The organism is Alcaligenes sp. EGD-AK7, from assembly GCF_000465875.3.
Classification (GTDB): Bacteria; Pseudomonadota; Gammaproteobacteria; order Burkholderiales; family Burkholderiaceae_B; genus Alcaligenes; species Alcaligenes phenolicus.
Genome location: NZ_AVOG02000006.1, coordinates 1 through 18,509 on the forward strand (window position 1 = coordinate 1; position 18,509 = coordinate 18,509).

The 18,509-nt window shown below is 56.9% G+C and carries 13 protein-coding genes and 1 pseudogene; 3 read left to right on the forward strand and 11 right to left on the reverse strand.

From position 1 onward, the window contains the following. The 3 genes and pseudogenes from N879_RS20385 to N879_RS07545 form a co-directional block, all read right to left on the reverse strand. A pseudogene (locus N879_RS20385) lies at window positions 1-169 on the reverse strand (2,5-dihydroxypyridine 5,6-dioxygenase); the annotation flags it as partial. Between the two features lie 81 nt (window positions 170-250). Further along, window positions 251-1,075 carry an alpha/beta fold hydrolase gene (locus tag N879_RS07540; protein WP_009463900.1) on the reverse strand — a complete coding sequence of 275 codons (825 nt, stop codon included), beginning with the start codon at window positions 1,073-1,075 and terminating at the stop codon, window positions 251-253. A gap of 61 nt (window positions 1,076-1,136) precedes the next feature. Further along, window positions 1,137-3,395 carry a xanthine dehydrogenase family protein molybdopterin-binding subunit gene (locus N879_RS07545; protein ID WP_022983291.1) on the reverse strand — a complete coding sequence of 753 codons (2,259 nt, stop codon included), beginning with the start codon at window positions 3,393-3,395 and terminating at the stop codon, window positions 1,137-1,139. 400 nt (window positions 3,396-3,795) lie between these two features. Here N879_RS07545 and N879_RS07550 point away from each other — a divergent pair, with 400 nt between their 5' ends. Both N879_RS07550 and N879_RS07555 read left to right on the forward strand, forming a co-directional pair. After that, window positions 3,796-4,272 (forward strand): (2Fe-2S)-binding protein, encoded by a 477-nt coding sequence (locus N879_RS07550; RefSeq protein ID WP_009463902.1) that lies wholly within the window; start codon window positions 3,796-3,798, stop codon window positions 4,270-4,272. After that, window positions 4,269-7,109: a c-type cytochrome gene (locus tag N879_RS07555; protein ID WP_082453626.1), complete on the forward strand. Its 2,841-nt coding sequence runs from the start codon at window positions 4,269-4,271 to the stop codon at window positions 7,107-7,109. Before N879_RS07550 ends, N879_RS07555 begins: the two co-directional genes overlap by 4 nt. Window positions 7,110-7,264: 155 nt before the next feature. Here N879_RS07555 and N879_RS07560 read toward each other — a convergent pair whose 3' ends face one another. From N879_RS07560 to N879_RS07585, 6 genes are all read right to left on the reverse strand, one after another. Then, complete coding sequence (locus N879_RS07560; protein WP_009463991.1) at window positions 7,265-7,813, reverse strand: DUF924 family protein; 549 nt, start codon at window positions 7,811-7,813, stop codon at window positions 7,265-7,267. A 48-nt stretch (window positions 7,814-7,861) separates the two neighbouring features. Then, on the reverse strand, window positions 7,862-8,641 hold the full coding sequence (locus tag N879_RS07565) for an ABC transporter ATP-binding protein (protein ID WP_009463993.1): 780 nt from the start codon (window positions 8,639-8,641) through the stop codon (window positions 7,862-7,864). Next, a complete protein-coding gene (locus N879_RS07570; protein ID WP_009463995.1) occupies window positions 8,638-9,405 on the reverse strand; it encodes an ABC transporter ATP-binding protein in 768 nt (255 codons plus the stop codon). Before N879_RS07570 ends, N879_RS07565 begins: the two co-directional genes overlap by 4 nt. Beyond that, window positions 9,402-11,297, reverse strand: coding sequence for an ABC transporter permease (locus N879_RS07575; RefSeq protein ID WP_022983293.1), 1,896 nt, complete (start codon window positions 11,295-11,297; stop codon window positions 9,402-9,404). The genes N879_RS07570 and N879_RS07575 overlap by 4 nt, the downstream gene beginning before the upstream one ends. 67 nt (window positions 11,298-11,364) lie before the next feature. Further along, a complete protein-coding gene (locus N879_RS07580) occupies window positions 11,365-12,582 on the reverse strand; it encodes an ABC transporter substrate-binding protein (RefSeq protein WP_035273686.1) in 1,218 nt (405 codons plus the stop codon). A 417-nt stretch (window positions 12,583-12,999) separates the two neighbouring features. Further along, complete coding sequence (locus tag N879_RS07585; protein ID WP_009464005.1) at window positions 13,000-13,587, reverse strand: hypothetical protein; 588 nt, start codon at window positions 13,585-13,587, stop codon at window positions 13,000-13,002. A 186-nt stretch (window positions 13,588-13,773) separates the two neighbouring features. Here N879_RS07585 and N879_RS07590 point away from each other — a divergent pair, with 186 nt between their 5' ends. Beyond that, window positions 13,774-16,206, forward strand: coding sequence for a penicillin acylase family protein (locus N879_RS07590; RefSeq protein WP_009464007.1), 2,433 nt, complete (start codon window positions 13,774-13,776; stop codon window positions 16,204-16,206). 73 nt (window positions 16,207-16,279) lie between these two features. Here the strand turns inward: N879_RS07590 and N879_RS07595 are convergent, their stop codons facing one another. Beyond that, a complete protein-coding gene (locus N879_RS07595) occupies window positions 16,280-17,392 on the reverse strand; it encodes a GGDEF domain-containing protein (RefSeq protein ID WP_009464009.1) in 1,113 nt (370 codons plus the stop codon). Window positions 17,393-17,507: 115 nt separating this feature from the next. Beyond that, the gene (locus tag N879_RS07600; RefSeq protein ID WP_009464011.1) at window positions 17,508-18,422 is read right to left on the reverse strand and encodes a LysR family transcriptional regulator; all 915 of its coding nucleotides are present in this window, start codon (window positions 18,420-18,422) and stop codon (window positions 17,508-17,510) included. Window positions 18,423-18,509 lie beyond the last annotated feature (87 nt).

Below are 18,509 nucleotides of genomic sequence, written 5' to 3' on the forward strand. Positions count from 1 at the left end.
GGCGATTCACAATCGCACCCATGGACTGAGCAGCAATCTGCGCACACTGCATGGTTTGCGGATGCGTGGTCGAGCTGGTCAGCAAGGTCACGGTTTGACCGGCCTGCAGCTTGGACAGGCGTAGCACTTCTTGCCATGCCTCGATAAGTTGGTAATCACTAACTGCCATCTTGTCTCTCCTTGTGAAAGGTTCCGACACTGACGCGGAACCTTTGCATCACGACGGGCCGCCCGTGCGGCCCTTTCAACATCACACCAAACGCTGGCCCAGGAAGTCACCGAAGGCTTCGTAAAAGCCTGCTTCGTTATCCCAAGGAATCATGTGACCGGCATCAGGCACGCGAACGTGCTGAACGCCAGGGGCCAGCTGCTGAATCTCGGCCACATCCTCGTCACGCACCACGTCACCACGCTCGGCTGTCATTAGCAAGGCAGGCACGGTCAAATGCGGGAAGTCGACATGAATATCGTCGGTATGAAAGCCCTCAAAGCTGGCCAGAATCGCAGGCTCATGGCAGGTGTGCAGCCACTGGGCACGCAATTGCAATTGCTCTTCGGTCCAGGTCGGGCAAAAGGCACGCATATCCTCAGCCGTACAACCCTTGCGCGCCATGGCCATGGAATCCACGTACCAGGGCAACTTGGAGGGATAAGCGCGACGACCTGGGCCGGACACTGGCGGATCAACCATCACCAGACGGTTCAGGCCATCGCTGTTCTTGTGAGCGGCACGCAAACCAATGCGGGCACCCATGGAGTGACCAACCACAATGTAGTCCGTCAGGCCCAGCGCCTGAGCCAGTGCAATCAAGTCATCCGCCTGCGCATCCAGGCTGTAATCCATGCCTTCAGCCGCTTCGCTCAAGCCGCGACCACGCACGTCTTGAATGTAGGTATCAAAGTGCTTGCCGAACTGCTCGCCCACAAAGCCCCAGGTCACCGCCGGGCTGGTGATGCCGGGAACGATGATGACGGCTGGGCGCTGATCGCGACCCTCGCTGGAACCACCGTAACGCAAGTAATGCTGACGAATGCCATTGGCATGAACATGGCCGCCGTAAAGAAAGGTACTCATTAATCTGTCCTTGGATTGAAACCGTCAGGCCCTAAGCCCGACCCATGAAAACTGCTGCTGCCTAGGCCATTTGAGGCGTAGCAGCCAGCGCGGCCCGGACCACATCCGGTGTAAAAGGCACCTGCCGAAAACGTCGGCCAGTTGCATCAAACAAAGCATTGGCAATGGCCGAGGCACAGGGTACGGAGGCGGATTCGCCCGACCCCATAGGCGGCTCGGACTGCCTGTCCATCAAAATCACCTCTATGGGCGGGATACGCGGGAAATCCACAATGGGATAGGCACCCCACTCCGCACTGACTACGCCCTGTGCGTTAAAGCGCACCTGTTCATACAACGTGCGGCTCAAGGACTGAATCACATTGCCGTGAATCTGGTGGCGCACACCGGCCGGGTTCACCATCTGCCCGGTATCCTGACCCACATAAATCTTCTGCACGTCGATCACGCCCGTTTCTATATGGACCCGCAAATCCAGTAACCAGGCTGACCAGGCCGCCCCGAAACCAGGAAACTTGCTGTGGATATAACGGGCGTACGACAAGCCACGACCGTAGAGATAGCCTTGCTCATCCGGCTGCCCGCGCGAACCACGCTGCCCAATCTGCCAGTGCCCCTTATCCGCCACCGCCTGCAGCAGTTCCTGAGCACGTTCATCCTGATCCAGATAACGCAGGCGATAGGTCAAGGGGTCCACACCCGCTTCCACTGCCAGCTCATCCAGAAAGCAGTCATGCGCAAAAGAGTTGGGCATGGCCGACACGCCGCGCAACCAGGAAGCGCGCACAATCGCGGGCATGTCCTGACACACAATGCGCTGCTTGGGATAGCTGTAAGGCGGTACGGCCGTACGGTCCCCCATTTCCAATTGACGGGGGGCCGCCGACTCCCGCCCCGTCAGCAAGAGCGCCAGATTCGGCGCATCGTTGGAGGGGTAATGGGTCACAAAATCGTAATGACGCAGTTGCCCTTGGGCATCAATGGAGCCTTCGACATCCATCAACTGAGCAGCGCCTTTAGGCTCCCAGCCGTGCTCTTGTTCTCGCGTCAGTTGCACACGCACCGGCGCACCTACGGCTTGGGACAAGAGCAAGGCATCCGCACACACATCGTCAGCACAATTACGGCCATAGCAACCGGCCGCTTCGTGACGGATGATCTCCAGACCGGCCTCGTCCTCGTCCAGCAACTGGCTCAAATGAACGCGCAACATATGCGGGTTCTGCGAGCCTGACCAGATCCGGCTATGACCGGGCTGATAGTCCGCCACCGCGCAAGACGGACCAATAGAGGCGTGGAGTTGAAAAGGCCAGACATAGCTACGCTTCAAGCGTTTGCCTTCTGGCGGCAGCTCGTCAAAACCCGGCCCTTTATCGGCCAGCAAACGCTCTGTCATGGGCTGACGACGAATCAGCTGCTCCAGATTGCTCATATCCTCCAGCGGAGGAATCGCTTTCCAGCGCACTTTCAATTCGCGGGCAGCACGCATGGCGTGTTCTTCACGACGCGCGACCACACCAATAAAGTCGCCAATCACCACGACTCGCACATCGTCGCCAATATGACGGATGGACTCCTCGTCCACGGACTCCAGACTGCGACCGATGAAGTCGCCGCTATCACGCCCTATATAAGGAGGACGCACAACGCGGCCATGCAACATACCGGGCACGCGCACATCGTGCACATACACCCACTGCCCTGCGACCTTGCCCGGAATATCGACACGCGCCTGGGCTGTCCCTACAATGCGCAATTGTTCGGCCGGTTTGGTGGGAGTTTCTTTATCCAGATAGGCCCGCAGTTCCAGACCCTCCAGCAGTTTCCAGTAAGTCAGGCTGCGCCCGTCCGGGGCAATGATGGTGCCGTCTTCCACGCGTAATTGATCGGCAGGCAGTGCCCAGCGTTCTGCGGCTTGTGCCAGCAGCAATTGACGTGCCTGAGCCGCCGCCTTGCGCAGCGGTACAGCATGAATCTGAATCGAAGCACTGGCGATGGTGGGGCCTTGATTGGGCACCGCATCGGTATGACCCAGCACCATTTGCACGCGTGCCATGGGCACATCCAGCTCGTCGGCCACAATCTGACTCAGTGCAGTTTGAATGCCGGTACCCAGATCCACGTGCCCATTAAAAGCGCGCACCCAGCCCTGTTCGGACACGGCGACAAAGACATCGTCGTGCGCCTGCAAATACTCGGACACCACGCCGGGCTGGCCGGGCGAAGGCTTGGGAGGCCGCGCCGGTGCCGCTAAAATCAGCAAGGTGCCAGACGCCCTGAGCAAGTCTTGCTGCTGGTGGCGCGGCGCATCGTAAGACATCACACTCTCCTGGCTGGGCTTTATATAAGGGGCTGGAAACCGGCCATCAGGGCTCCATCCCTGAAAACCTGCCTGAAACGCCCCCTGGCAAAACATTGATTACTAGCGTACACGCCCTAATAAAAACAAATGCAGTGCGCTTCAACCCATTTATCGCAACTACTATAAAGAGAAAATCAAGGGCTTAATAATCAGTGTAAACCCTATATTAAATAAGATTAGACCGAATTTCGAACGGCTTCCCAAGAGGGCTTTGATTGATACCTCAAGGGAGTAGTAGAATCTATTTACTCGATAAATTAAAGTGTATACACTTAATTTAAGCATATCAATACCGAGCTGATAAAAGCACCGCACACGCTGTCCGACAACAAGGTGCGATCTACCAAAGGTGAAATCCATGAACCCTTGTACTCGCCCGCATACTTTGCGGGTCAATCAAGAGACCCACATCATCGAGGTGGAACCCGATACGCCGCTGCTTTATGTATTGCGTAACGACCTGGAACTGAATGGCCCCAAATTCGGCTGTGGCCTGGGTGAATGTGGCGCCTGTACGGTGCTGGTCGATGGTGTGGCCGCCCGCTCCTGTGTTGTGCCTGTCAGCCTGGTAGAAAACCGCCAGATCACTACCTTGGAAGGCTTGGCCCGGAACGGCCAGCCTAATGATGTTCAGCAGGCATTTATTGACTGCCAGGCCGCACAATGCGGCTATTGCCTCAATGGCATGGTCATGACCGTGCAGGCCCTGCTGGAACGCAATCCGCAAGCCACCGAAGAGCAAATTCGGGACGAGCTGCGCTATAACCTGTGCCGTTGCGGCACGCACGTAGAAATCATGCAAGCCGCTGTACGCGTCGCAAAGGCTAGGCCATGAGTCATTCAGTACAAGACCTTTCCCGAGCGTTGTGGCCGGAACTGCCTGATGGCACCAGCCTGCTGCATGGCGCTGTTGTACGCCCTCCTTACTGGTCCTACGAAAACGGGCAGTATCTGGGTGCTGAATTACAGACCGTAAACCAGCAGGCCGCCCTGCAAGTGCCTGGTGTCGTGGCCTGTGTGCGTATGGGCAATTTTCTGGGTGTGCTGGCGGTGCAAGCCGAGCAGGCTCAGCAAGGCGCTGCTTTGCTGGATGCACGTTGGGCTACGCCCGTAGCGGCAAACCAGGCTACGCTTCCAGCGAATGAGGATGTTGCTGCTACGCTTAGCACCCCCGATCAAAGCTATGAATGGCAATCTGCCGCCGAGCATCAGGAAACTGCCTGGGCCCGTGCCTGTTATCACGACAAACAGCTTTATGTTTGGGCGCATACGCAGCGCCCCGCGGCCCTGCTGATTGAGCTGCAAGCCTTGAGCGGCCTGCCCAGCGAACAGATCCATTTGCAGGATATTGCCGGCAATCAGGCCGATGCTTACGACTGTGCCATGGATGCGGCAGTCATGGCCTTTGGGCGCCCCCAGGCCGTACAAGTTCGTGCCAGCCACAGTGCAGACATCATTCGCCTGAGTGTCTTTAAAGGCACTGCAGAGCCAAACGATCTGAATGCCCATTTGCGGGCCACCCGCTGGCAACTGAATACCTTGTCCGGTGCGCGCCCTTCTCTGGCGGCCATTCTTTGTGGTCAGCCAGGTTTGCCCAGCAGCGGCCCGGCCGTAAAAAACGATTACTTCTCCGCCCCTACACCTAACTATGATGGCGCAGCCGCCAGCAGCGACCCCGACAGCCTGGCCCAGGCCACGATCTTTGCTCAAGAGTCGCAGTTCGATCAAGACTGCCACAGCCTGGGACTGGACCCCTTGGCGGCACGACTGGAACAAGTCAGTAGTCCCCAAGGTCGAGATCTGCTGCAACGGGTTGCCGAACAGTCGGACTGGTCCGAACCCTTGCCCGCCCATCAAGGCCCTTTACGCAAGGGTCGCGGGCTGGCCTACAGCCATATTGTTGAACACGTCCCCGGGCAAGCTGCACGCGAGCAGTGGTCCGCCTGGGCCGTGGATGTTAGCGTCGATACCCGCCAAGGCACACTCAGCATAGACAAGCTGACCATTGGCCACGACAGCACCGAGCTGGGCACTCCCGAGCAGGCCACGGAGTCCGCGCCTGCCTTGGCCGACCGACTGAGTCGTTGGGCGCAGCAACTGCTAAACAACGGCGTGGGCAAAGGCGGTGAAGGTCATAGCGACAGCCCCGTCAAAGAAACAGCCGACAAGCCAGCCGTTCAGCTGGTCAAACGGGAGTCTGCTGTAGGCCAGCCTTTGGCCTGGAATCAGGGCGTGGAACTGCCTGCCGCTGCCGCCATTGCCAATGCAATTTTCAATGCCAGTGGCATACGTCTGACCAGCGCGCCTTTTAGCGAACAGTCTTTGGCACTGGGCTATCAGGCCGATAAGACAGGCAGCAGCAAAAAACGCAAAGCCTGGTGGGGTGCCTTGGCCGCGGTCGCCACCGGCACAGTCTTGAGTGCCCTGCCCTGGCGACCTGCCATTGCACCGGTCGGCCAGGTGGATACCTCCATCTTTTCAGAGCTTGCCATCGAACGCGGCCGCCTGGTTGCAATTGCGGGCGACTGCATGGTCTGCCACACTGCTGAAGGCGGCACACCCAATGCGGGCGGTCTGGGTTTGGATACGCCTTTTGGCACGATCTATACCACCAACATCACCCCGGACAAGGAAACCGGCATAGGCAGCTGGAGCTACAAAGCCTTTGAACGCGCCATGCGCGAAGGTATTCATCAGGACGGTCGCCACCTTTACCCGGCCTTCCCTTACACGGCATTTGCCAAGATCAGCGATGAGGACATGCAGTCCCTGTACGCCTACTTGATGACGCAAGAGCCGGTGAAATCCGAAGTGCCTGAAACCAAACTGCCCTTCCCCATGAATATGCGGCCTTTGGTAGCGGGCTGGAACCTGCTGTTTCACCGTGATCCGAATGCCTACGTGCCGGACCCCACGCAAACCGTGCAATGGAATCGGGGCGCGTATCTGGTTAACAGCAGCGGACACTGTGCGGCCTGCCATAGCCCGCGCAATATGCTGGGTGCCGAGAAAGGGGGTGAAGCGAATTTCCTGGCCGGTGGTTTTGCGGACAACTGGGAAGCGCCTGCACTCAATAGCTTGTCCAAAGCCCCCATCCCCTGGACAGAGCAGGAGCTATACCAGTACTTGCGTACCGGCTATTCGCCCCGTCATGGCGTGGCAGCAGGACCAATGGGACCGGTCGTGGCGGGTTTGGCAGAACTGCCTGAATCCGATGTCCGCGCCATGGCGCATTATCTAAGCAGCCTGAACCCGGTCGAGAGCGAACAAGAACAAACGCACGCCGCCCAGGCCGCGCTTTTGGAGCAGAACAGCCGCAGCAATAAGGAAGTGATGTTGATGCCGGGCGAAAACCTGTTCAACGGCGCTTGCGCTGTCTGTCACGACCCGCGCGGTGGGCCGGTGCTATTTGGTGCCCGCCCGTCCCTTGCCTTGAACAGCAATCTGCACAGCGAGCATCCGGACAATACGATTCAGGTATTGATGCACGGCATTACCCGTCCGGCACAGCCTGCTCTGGGCTCCATGCCCGGTTTCAAGAACAGCATGAATGACGAGCAGATGGAAGATTTGCTCAACTATATGCGGGCGCGTTTTGCTCCGGACAAACCAGCCTGGACAGGACTGAAAGACAAGATTGCAACCATACGGGAGCAAAAGGGACACTTGTAGACTGGGCTGGTCCGCAGATAGTGTTTAGATAAGGGGTAAACGAACCAAAGGCGGCTTCAAGTTTTCACTTGGCCGCCTCTGTTTCATGGTGCATCGCCTTCAGACTTGGCCCAGGCCAAGCCCAAGATCCCAGCCTGGCCCGGACTCAAAACCCATCAGCCGGAAAAACCACCGGCCTCCAGGAACTTCTGCTCTTCCGCCGTGGTAGTACGCCCCAGGATCGAATTACGGTGCGGGAAGCGCCCAAAGCGCTCCACCACATCCAGATGCTCCTCAGCGTGGTCCAGCCAGGGACGGCCAATTTCCTGATTCAGACGCACGGCCTCTTGCTGATCGGCCAGGTTCTCTGCATGGGAATACGGCAGGTAGCAGAACACCCGACGCTCCACCGGAATCTGTTTATCCAGCCCCTTGGCCACCATTTCCTTGGCAATCGCCAACCCCTTCTCATCGGTCGCATACATGCGCGTGGTATTGCGAAAAGAGTTGCGCGGAAACTGATCCAGCAGAATCAGCAAGGCATAGGCTCCTTCTGCCGTCTGTGCCCAATCATCCAGCTCGCCCTTGGCCGCACGTTCGTGCCAATCCAAAAACCGTTCGCGAAATTCCCGGTCAAAGTCATCGGACTTGCGAAACCATTTCTCTGGCCCTGATTCAATCCAGAAATCAATCACTGCCTGAGGATTGGGACTTGCATCTGCCATGGTGTTCTCCTGAAGCCGGTCTGGCCTCCATTACTGGGAGGCCCAAAGTTAGACGGACAGGTAAGTGCGCCGCACTTGCTCGTTGGCACTTAATTCCTGCATGGCGCCACTGTACCGTATTTGCCCCTTTTCCAGCACATAAGCCCGATCCGACACCAGCTCGGCAAAATGCAAATTCTGCTCGGACAGCAAGATGCTGACTCCGGCCTGCTTCAGCTCCAGAATCATGTGCACCATCTGCTCCACAATCACGGGAGCCACGCCCTCGGATGGTTCGTCCAGCAAGACCAGATAAGGATTGCCCATCAAGGTGCGCGCGACGGTCAGCATTTGTTGCTCGCCCCCGCTCATCTGCCCACCGGGCCTGTCCTGCATTTGACCCAGATTCGGAAACAAGCTGTACAAGCGCTCGGGCTGCCAGTGCGGAGCTGCTGTACCATCGGGCCAGCGCCGTGCTGGCTGACGTCCCACCTCCAGATTTTCCGTGACGCTCAGGTCGGTAAAGATACGCCGGTCTTCGGGCACAAAGCCCAAACCCGCACGTGCGATTTCAAATGGCTGCTTGTAGTGAATGGCCTGGCCCATGAATTCAATGTGACCGTCGCAGCGCTCCATCAAACCCATAATGGATTTCAAGGTAGTGGACTTGCCCGCGCCGTTACGCCCCATCAAGGCGACCACTTCACCACGTTGCACGTTCAGTGACAGGTCAAACAAGATATGCGCGGCACCGTACCAGGCATTCAAGCCATCCACACTTAGCAAAGGCTGCTTGTCGGCCACGCCTGTGGCAACTCGCTCAGAACCGGCTACTAAATCTTGCGTCATGCTGGCTCCTTATTCTCGAATGTTTTGCCTGTGCCAAAGTACACCTCCTGCACCTTGGGATGCTGACGAATATAGTCTGCATCCCCTTCTGCCACCAGCCGACCACGGGCCAGCACCAACATGCGGTCCGAGTGCTCGAACACCACGTCCATGCTGTGCTCGGTAAACAGCACACCCATATTGCGTTCGATCACCAGTTTTTTGGTCAGGCGCATCAGCTCATTACGCTCTTTGGGTGCCATGCCTGCCGTGGGTTCGTCCATCAGCAAAAGACGGGGGTCGTTGGCCAACGCAATCGCCAGCTCCACCCGCTTCACGTCCCCGTAAGCCAGCTCGCTGCAAGGCCGTTCGGCCTGCGCCAGCATGCCTACTTGATCGAGCAAATCCAGCGCACGAGCCCGTTCGAACTGAGCCGCCCGACGCCAGAAGGAAAACAGTTTTTTCTGATGAGCCAGCAAGGCCATCTGCACGTTTTCCACCACCGTCAGGGACGCAAAAGTTGCGGCAATCTGAAAGGTACGGCCCACCCCCAAGGCAGCAATCTTGCGCGGGGCCAGCCCTACCAGTTCCTGATCGCCCAAACGCACTGACCCGGCTGTAGGCGTCAATTGCCCGCCCACCATATTGAAGGTGGTGGTTTTGCCAGCCCCATTGGGGCCGATCAGGGCCAGGAACTCTCCGGCCTGCACATCAAACTCGATACCGTCTACGGCCAGATTGCCGCCAAACGCTTTTTTAAGATCTCGTACTTGCAGCAAACTCATGACGATGCCTCCGGTGCTACGCGGCGATGTGCCCAGCGTTTGAAAAAGCCGGCAATACCCTGCGGGAAAGCCAGAACCAGCAGCAAAATCACGCCACCAAACAAGGCGCGCCAATACTGCGTGATGCCCAGGAAGAAGTCCTGCAGCAACGTGAATACGGCTGCACCCACCACTGGCCCAACCAGAGTTTGCAAACCACCCAGCAAGACCATGACCAAGCCATCCACGGACTTGTTCACTGCAATCACTTCAGGCGAGACGCTACCTTTGGAAAAGACAAACAAGGCACCGGCCAGACCGGCAAACGTACCTGCCAGAATAAAGGTCAGCCACTGCACGCGCTTGACGGGGATACCAATGGCCTCGGCCCGCAAGGCCGAGTCCCGGCTGGCACGCATGGCGTAACCAAAGGGGGAGAACAAGATGCGACGCAACAGGAAGGCCGCTGCCACCACCAGCAGCAAGGCAAAGTAATAGTAGCGATCACCCGACAGCCACTCCGCAGGCCAGACACCGACCACGCCATTGGAGCCACCCGTAAAGCTGTCCCACTGATACACAATCGACCAGATAATCTGTGCGAAAGCCAGGGTCAGCATAGCCAGGTAAACACCGGACAGACGCACGCAGAACCAGCCAAAGATCAGCGCACCCAAGCCTGCGACAGCTGGAGCCAGAACCAGGGACCAGCCCATGGACAAGGCCGCCGCTTTGAACAACAGAGCAGCCGCATAAGCGCCTAGACCAAAGTAAGCAGCATGACCAAAGGAGTTCATGCCCCCTGGCCCCATCATGAAATGCAGGCTCAAGGAGAACAGGGACAAAACCAGAATATCCAGAGCCAGCACGGGCGCATACGGGAACCAGTCGCTCATCAAAGGCAAGGCCGCCATCACACCCAGAACTACCAGCACCATGACCTGGAACGCTCCACTACCAGCACGAAGAGGCGCTTCGATAGGGGCCGAGTTACGGCTGACGGCTTGAGCACGTCCAAACAAGCCCCAAGGCCGGAACACCAGCACCACGGCCATGAAGATGAATTCCACCACCAGCGTCAACTTCGGAAAGGCAAAGTCCACACCAAAGAAGGTGACCGTGCCCAGCGCAATACACAGGGCCTTCAATTCAGCGACGATCAGCGCAGCCACGTAAGCACCGGGGATGGAGCCCATGCCGCCGACCACCACAATCACAAAGGCATCCCCAATCACGCTCAGGTCCAGCAGCAGATTGGCGGGCTGACGCGGCAATTGCACGGCACCACCCAAACCCGCCAGGAAGGCACCCAAGGCAAACACACCCGTAAACAGCCAGGCCTGATTCACACCCAGCGCACCCAGCATTTGTCTGTCGTGGGTCGCGGCGCGCACCAGCACACCCCATCGGGTACGGGTCAGCAAGAGCCACAGCAAGCCCAGCACCACCGGACCGATCACGATCAGCACCAGGTCATAGACTGGAAAGAAGCGACCTGCAATGGAAATAGAACCGTTCAAACCCGGAGCCAACGGTCCCAGCAGATCTTCCGGCCCCCACACGGCCAAGGCCCCGTCATTGATCACCAGCACCAGGGCAAAAGTGGCCAATAACTGGAACAGCTCGGGCGCTTTATAAATACGCCGCAGCAGCACGATCTCCAGCACGGCTCCCAAAGCGCCGACCAGCAAGGCCGCCACAATCAAGCCTGCCCAGAACCCCAGCGCCGAGCCCCCCATGAACTGCACGGTGGAGTACGCCATGTAGATGCCCAGCATATACAGGGAACCGTGTGCAAAGTTGACGATGCGTGTCACCCCGAAGATCAGGGACAAACCCGCCGCCACCAGGAACAAAGACGATGCCTCGGCCAGCCCGTTAAGGAACTGCACCCATAAACCCGATAAGGCCATTACTGCCTCGCGTCAGAAGTGGCGCACCAGACGGTGCGCCGATCTACGAAATACTGCGTTCCTGGAATTATTGATTGGCCGCGGCAGGACGCCACTGGCTGACTTGCTCATCCGTAGGCTGTACATCTTTGCCATCGGCGTAACGGATATTGGTCATGATGCCCTTGCCGTCTTGTTTGGCCAGCACACCCACATACGCCCCCTGGGTGGATTGCTGATCTTGCGTACGGTAAGTAATGGGGCCAAAAGGTGTGACCACATCCAGACCACGGAAGGCTTTGATCATGGCTTCCGTGTCGGTAGAACCGGCTTTTTCAATACCGGCGGCAATCGACACAATCGTGCTGTAACCAATAATCGTGCCCAGGCGAGGGTGCTCTTTGTACTTGTCCTGATAGGCTTTCAGGAAGGCATTGTGCTCGGGCGTGTCGATGGCGTACCAGGGGTAGCCCGTCACAATCCAGCCTTCCGGCGTTTCTTCACCCAAGGGGTCCAGGTACTCCGGCTCGCCAGTCAACATGCTGACTACCGGCAAGGCAGGGCTGAAGAACTGGCGCTGATTACCGGCACGGACCAAACGAGCCAGGTCGGACGCAAACAGTACGTTAAAGACCGCATCAGGCTTGGCTTCGGACAAGGCCTGCACCACGGCACCGGCATCGACCTTGCCCAGCGGGGTAGCCTGTTCAGCCACAAATTCAATATCGGGCTGGGCTTCTTTCATCAAGGTCTTGAAAGTGGCCACGGCGGACTGTCCATACTCGTAGTTGGGATACACAATCGCCCAGCGCTTCTTGTTCAGCTTGACGGCTTCGGGCACCAGCATGGCTACCTGCATATAGGTAGAGTTCCGCAGGCGGAAGGTGTAGCGGTTGCCATCGGCCCAGACGATCTTGTCGGTCAACGGCTCGCTGGCCAGAAAGAATACTTTTTTGTGTTTGGCAAAGTCGGTAATGGCCAGACCGATATTGGACAGGAAGGTCCCGGTCAGCACATCCACTTTTTCACGCGAGATCAATTCCTCGGCCGCACGTACCGCATCGCCGGGATTGGAGTTGTCATCCTTGATGATCAATTGCAGCTGCTTGCCGTGAATTCCCCCGGCCTGATTGATCTGCTCAACCGCCAGCTCCATCCCGTTTCGATAGGGCCCCAAAAACGCGGGCTGGGATTTATAGCTGTTCAGCTCCCCGATCTTGATCACCCCCTCGGCGGCAGCGGTGGCCCCCAAGGTTTGCAACATCATCGTTCCTGCCAGTGCTACCCCTGCAAATGTCTTGTTCATTGTCTTCTCCGTGGGCTTGTGAGGCGAAACACGACTCAGCAACTTGTCTTGTTCTAGTGATTTAAAGTGTACACATGGTATTTTTTGGAGTAAATCGGCCAAGACCTAGGGATATACCCTTGAACACTTTAAGCATAAAACACAACAAGCCAAGCAGAAAGCCGTTACAGCAAGGAGATCAAGAAGAAATGAGCAGAAAAAGTAGATAGCCTGAAACGAAGATAACTACCGATATACAGTGACTACACTTAATAAGCCCAAGGATTAAAACGCAACCACCCCGCCTGGTTCCTGCACGCGCCGAATCATGGTTTTCATAAACTGCTCCATCATATCCGGCAAAGGGGAAGCAAACGGCTAAAAACGCTAGAAAGGCTTATGAGCTACTGCTCTGGAGTCACCGCGCCAAAGTGGCAATCAGCCACTGCGAGTCTCGTGAACTTTCTGCCCCGCCGAGGGTAAATCGTATAACTGAGGGGTGCGCGTTGGGTTGAAGTCCTGCCATTGGCCATCACTCCAATTGCCGTTGGCCCATTCAATCGCGTAGCCCCCATTGCGCTGCAATTCGCGCACTAGTACCGCCTCCTCAGCCGACCCCAGACGCGCCGCCAACATGACGCCCGAAACACGATTTAAAGGCTCTTTTTCAGGCTTATGGCCACCCAGCTTCACGATCCCGCCCACCATGGCACCGATGTAAGCCCCCAAAGCCGCAAAGGCAAGCAACAGCAGCTGAGGCCAGCTTGTCATGCTCAATAACCACCAGCCCAGGGCGATCCCCAAGACGGCCCCTAGAACGACACCCAGGATGGCACCCAAACCACCTCCTCGGGCAGCCTTGTCCAAAGTTCTGTCACCTCCAATCGGATACTGCGCATGCTGACCTCCTGGTTTAAGGTAGAAAATCTGCAGATCCTGACTTTCCAAGCCCAGCCCCTGCAGGACTCTCGCAGCTTGTTGGGCCTGATCAAACGTATCGAATTCCGCCGCAATAATGCGTTCCATAACAAGGCTCCCCAATAAATGTGTTCACCAAAGAACCAGCAAGTTTCGTTCCCAAACCCCGCTTCTACTGGGGAAATCCTCTATAAGTTTTCACCTGGAAATATCAATGCCTAAAGAATTTTGACGTTATATTCTCAAGAGATAAAAAAACGTAGCCTTCCAGGCTATTCTTTTGGAGACAAGATTTTGACTTTTCCCCGTCGCTTTCCATCCCGACTGACTCTTGGCGTGTTGACCACCAGCGTCTTGCTGGCCGCCTGTGCCAGCGCCCCCTTAAGTGAGCGCAGCGTCACCATCAAGCGCGACAGCTACGGCACTCCTCATATCTATGCCGACAGCACTTATGGCCTGTTCTATGGCTATGCCTATGCCGTGGCTACAGACCGTCTATACCAGATGGAAATTGCCAAGCGCTCTGGCTGGGGAACCGTGGCAGAAGTTCTGGGACCGGACTTCCTGGAGCTGGATAAAGTCACTCACAACAATATCGATCCGGACTCTATCCGCAAGCAATTGGCCGCTCTGTCCCAAGAGGACCGCGCCATGTTCGAGGGCTATGCCGCTGGTTTCACCCAACGCGTTCGCGAGGTGAAAGCCCAGCGCGACACCTTGATGCCCAAGGAGTTTCTGGACAAAGGGTTTGAGCCTTCTGAGTGGCAGCCTGAAGACATTGCCATGGTCTGGGTGGGCCTGATTCTGAACCGCTTCTTTGCTGGCACGGCCGAAGTGGCCAACCTGAGTCTGCTGGAAACCCTGAAAGCAGACCAGGGCGCGGAACGTGGCGAACAGCTTTACAAACAACTACGCTGGCTGAACGACCCGACTGCCCCCACCATTATTCCGCAGCCTGACGCCAAGGCAGCGCTGGCCGATTTGCCTACGCATTTGCAGGCTCTGTCCGCACAAGCGGCGCAGGACTACCTGCACAAGCAAGCCGTGGCCTTGGGCCCCACCGTGGCCGCAGGCACACCTACTGCCAGCAATGCCTGGTTGCTGGGCCCCGAAAAGACAAGCCACGGTCATGCCGTGCTGTACAACGGCCCGCAACAAGGCTGGTACACCCCGTCCATTACCTATAGCGTCGGCCTGCACGGTGCCGGCTACGACCTGACCGGCAGCACGGCCGTTGCCCTGCCCGCTATTTTGTTCGGCACCAATGGCCAGATTGCCTGGGGCTCCACCGTGGGTTCACTGGACACCAATGACGTCTACCAATTGCGCTTGAAAGACGGTGACCCGCATAGTTACTGGTACAACAATGCCTGGCACCCCATGGAGCACAAGCAGGTACGCATCAAGGTGCGTGGTCAGGACGATGTGACGCAGGACGTTTACCGCGCAGCTCAAGGTTATGTCAGCAGTTGGGACAAAAAGAACAACACCGCCTACGCCAACCGTCGCACCTGGGAAGGCCGGGAAATTGAAACCTTGCTGGGCTGGGCCCATGCGGCCAAGGCCAAGAACTGGGATCAATTCATGGCTCAGGCCTCGCGCGTCAGCGCTTCCATTACCTGGTTCTATGCCGACACCCAGAACAATATCGGTGCGGCAGCCCTGGGCCTCTTGCCCAAGCGCCCAGCCAATCAGGCGATCCAGTTCCCTGCAGCGGGCGACGGCAGTATGGAATGGCAAGGCTTCCTGAGCTTTGATCACAACCCCAAAGTGCTGAACCCGCAGCAAGGCTATATCGCCAGCTGGAACAACAAGGCCTACGGTGCCTTGCTGGCAGACAACTCCAACTTCTCCTATGTGGACCGTGTGCAGGAACTGCTGGCACCGCTACAGGCCAAGCAGCGCCTGAGTGACGAAGAAATCTGGGGCATTGACTCCCTGGGTGCCCGCTCTGATCTGAATGCGCGCTACTTCGCCCCCATCATCCAGGAAGCTGCCAAGCTGCCACGTGCCAGTGCCCTGGCCCGTCAGGCTGCCGAACAACTGAAAGGCTGGGACTACAAGCTGCACGTGGCCAGCAATGGCAAACAGTACGAAGGCAGCGCCCCAGCCGTGATGCAGGCCTGGATGCAAGCCGCAGTGCCCGTATTCCTGAAAGGTCGTTTGCCTGACAGCGTCTACAACACCTACACACAAAGCCTGTACCCGGCCATGGATGATCCGCGCAGTGCCCAGCCCGCTGCGGCCGCCAAGCTGATCTGGAATGCCATCCAGGGCCCGGCTGCTGGTGTGCCACAAACAATTGATTTCCTGCAAGGTCGCCCGGCCCAGGAACTGGTGCTGGACGCACTGGAGCAAGCTGCTGCCTCGCTACAGAAATCACAGGGTGCACAAGCCCAGCAATGGCGTGCTCCAGCCGTATCCATGCTGTTCGCCGCACGCAATGCGATTGGGGTGCCTTGGTCTGACCCTGCACACGAGCGCCGCATCATGCCTTATCTGAACACCGGCAGCGCCCGATTCCAGTATGTGCTGGACCCCACCGGCGTGCGCATGTGCTCGGTTATGGCTCCCGGTCAAAGCGGTTTCATCAATCCTGAAGGCGAAGCCAGCGCCCATCACTCGGATCAGCTGGAGATGTTTGCTGCCTTCAAGTGCAAGAGCGATGCCATCAGCGCTCAGGACATCGACAAGGCCAGCCAGGATAGCCAAACCCTGCGCTACTAAGCCGTCAATAGAAAACGGGGCCTGGAGCGGTACACGCTCCAGACCCCGTTTCCTTGTGCTTCACCCGGCAGGCTTAATCCCTCGCTACCACCTGGTTACGACCAGCGCGCTTGGCTTGATACAAGCGCTGGTCAGCCTGCATCAGGACATCCTCAATCACCTGACCGGGCTGACACACCGCCAAACCCATACTGGCCGTAATCTGAAAAGCCTCGCGGTCGTGGTTATAAAAGGTTTGTGCCTGTACCTGGCTCAAAAGCAGATCGGCAAAACTCAAGGCCTGTGCATCACTACGTCCGGCCAGAATCAGCACAAACTCCTCGCCACCATAACGGGCCGCCAGATCATCCGGCCCCAGCTGCGCCTTGAATAAAGAGGCAGTACGCGTCAGCACGTCATCCCCTACCGAGTGACCGTGGGTATCGTTGATCTGCTTGAAATGATCCAGATCCACCATCAGCACATGCAGCCTTTCATGCACTGGTCCCTGTCCCAGCTGACGGCTAATCGCGCCCCGGTTCAACAAGCCGGTCAAGGTATCGTGTGTGGCTTGCCGATATAAACGCAGCAAAAGTCCCAGGTGGAAATAATTGGCTGTTAAAGCGACGACCAGCAAGGCTGTCAAAAGCCAAAGATCCTGTAAACCTTTCATGCTTAGCCAGGTTCCCGAACTGACACTGGCCAAAACCTGCAAAGCAATTAACGCGCCCCCCACCAAGGCTGATTCCAGCAAAGTGAAAGGAAAAATGCTTAAGGTGGCCACCAGCAGGAAAGGAATAAAGCCATACCCCAGTACAACGTACTGGCCGGCCCCGGACAGGGTCAGCAGCATATAAGCGTAAAAAGAGGCCGGCAAAATAAAGACCAGGCCGCTTAAAACATAAATGCGGGTAATGCGCTGGTGGCCATTGAAAGCCAGCCATACGCACAAGATCAATCCCCCCAGGCTTAAAACCCGTATCGCCATCAAATGCGCGGGCCAGCTGGGCAAGACCAGCCAGTCCATCAAAGTCCAAAGGGGGGTCAACAAAGCAAATAACAAGCCGACCAGAATGACACGGCTGCGCAAATACTCCATTCGGGCATGAATGAAGTCACGAGAATGATATTTCCCGCTCAGTGTGTCGCGCACCGAGCTAATACTGATCGCTTGCAAGTTTTTCCAGCCTTCCAGAATTGTTCCCATCAATCAATTCGCTAAGAAGAAACAAAGTAACATAACGGCAATTTTTAGTTACATGAGTTTGAAAAACAAGCTGTCAGTTCTTTCAGGGTCAGCCCGCGCTGACCCCGACTTACAATCACACCACTTGAGGTTGCTTACTCATCCAGCTAATTACCTCTTCCAACATCGGTTCGCCCGAATCCTGCGGGCGCCACAACAGACCCAACTGACCATGCAAGCGCGGGTCGCTCCAGTCCAGGTTCAAGATACACAGCTCCGGGTAGACCGGCACCATGCTGCGTGTCATGGGCACTAAAAAGTCGCTATTGACTGCCACACGGGCATTGGTGTGTGCGTAGGCGGACTCAATGGCGCAGGTGGGATACGGCAAGCCCTTGGCATCCAGGCCCAGTTCAAAACTGCGCCGCATCGGGCTGTTTCGTGGTGGCAATATCCAGGGATACTCCAACGTCTGCTCCCAGGTCACTTCATCTTGTTGTGCCAAAGGATGCTTGCGGCAAGCCGCTACCCCCAAAGGCACCATACCCAAAGGCAAATACGCCATCGCCGGGTTACGGCCTGCTTCATCTACACGGCCAATGACCAGATCCAGTTCGCCCTGTTCCAGATTACGGCTCAAAATATCCAGCGTGCCTTCCTGAATACGGATATGGCATTGTGGATCGCGCTCGTGCAAATACACCAGCAACTGCGGCAAATAAACCGCAGCCACCATAGGCGAAATACCCAAAGTAAATTGCTGGCGAAAACCCTGCCTGTATTGCTCCAGAGTTGCATTCATGCGGTCAAGGCGATTCAACACCCCCTGGGCCTGGGAAACCAGCGCCAGGGCGGCTGGCAAAGGCTCAATGCCGCGAGCATGACGCTCGAACAAGGGCATGCCTATATTGTCTTCAAAATCCTTGAGCCATTTTGACAAGGCAGGCTGAGTCATATTGGACTGCCGGGCCACATCGCTCATGCTTTTTTCTTCGCACAAACGAATTAAAACCTGCAGATGCTTCAAGCGAATGCGTTCACTCCAGCTCATGACTTACCTATATGAAAGAGGTATATATACCTGCAAGTTATTCAATTTAACATTATGGCTACCGCTTCCATAATGGGGATACCCAAA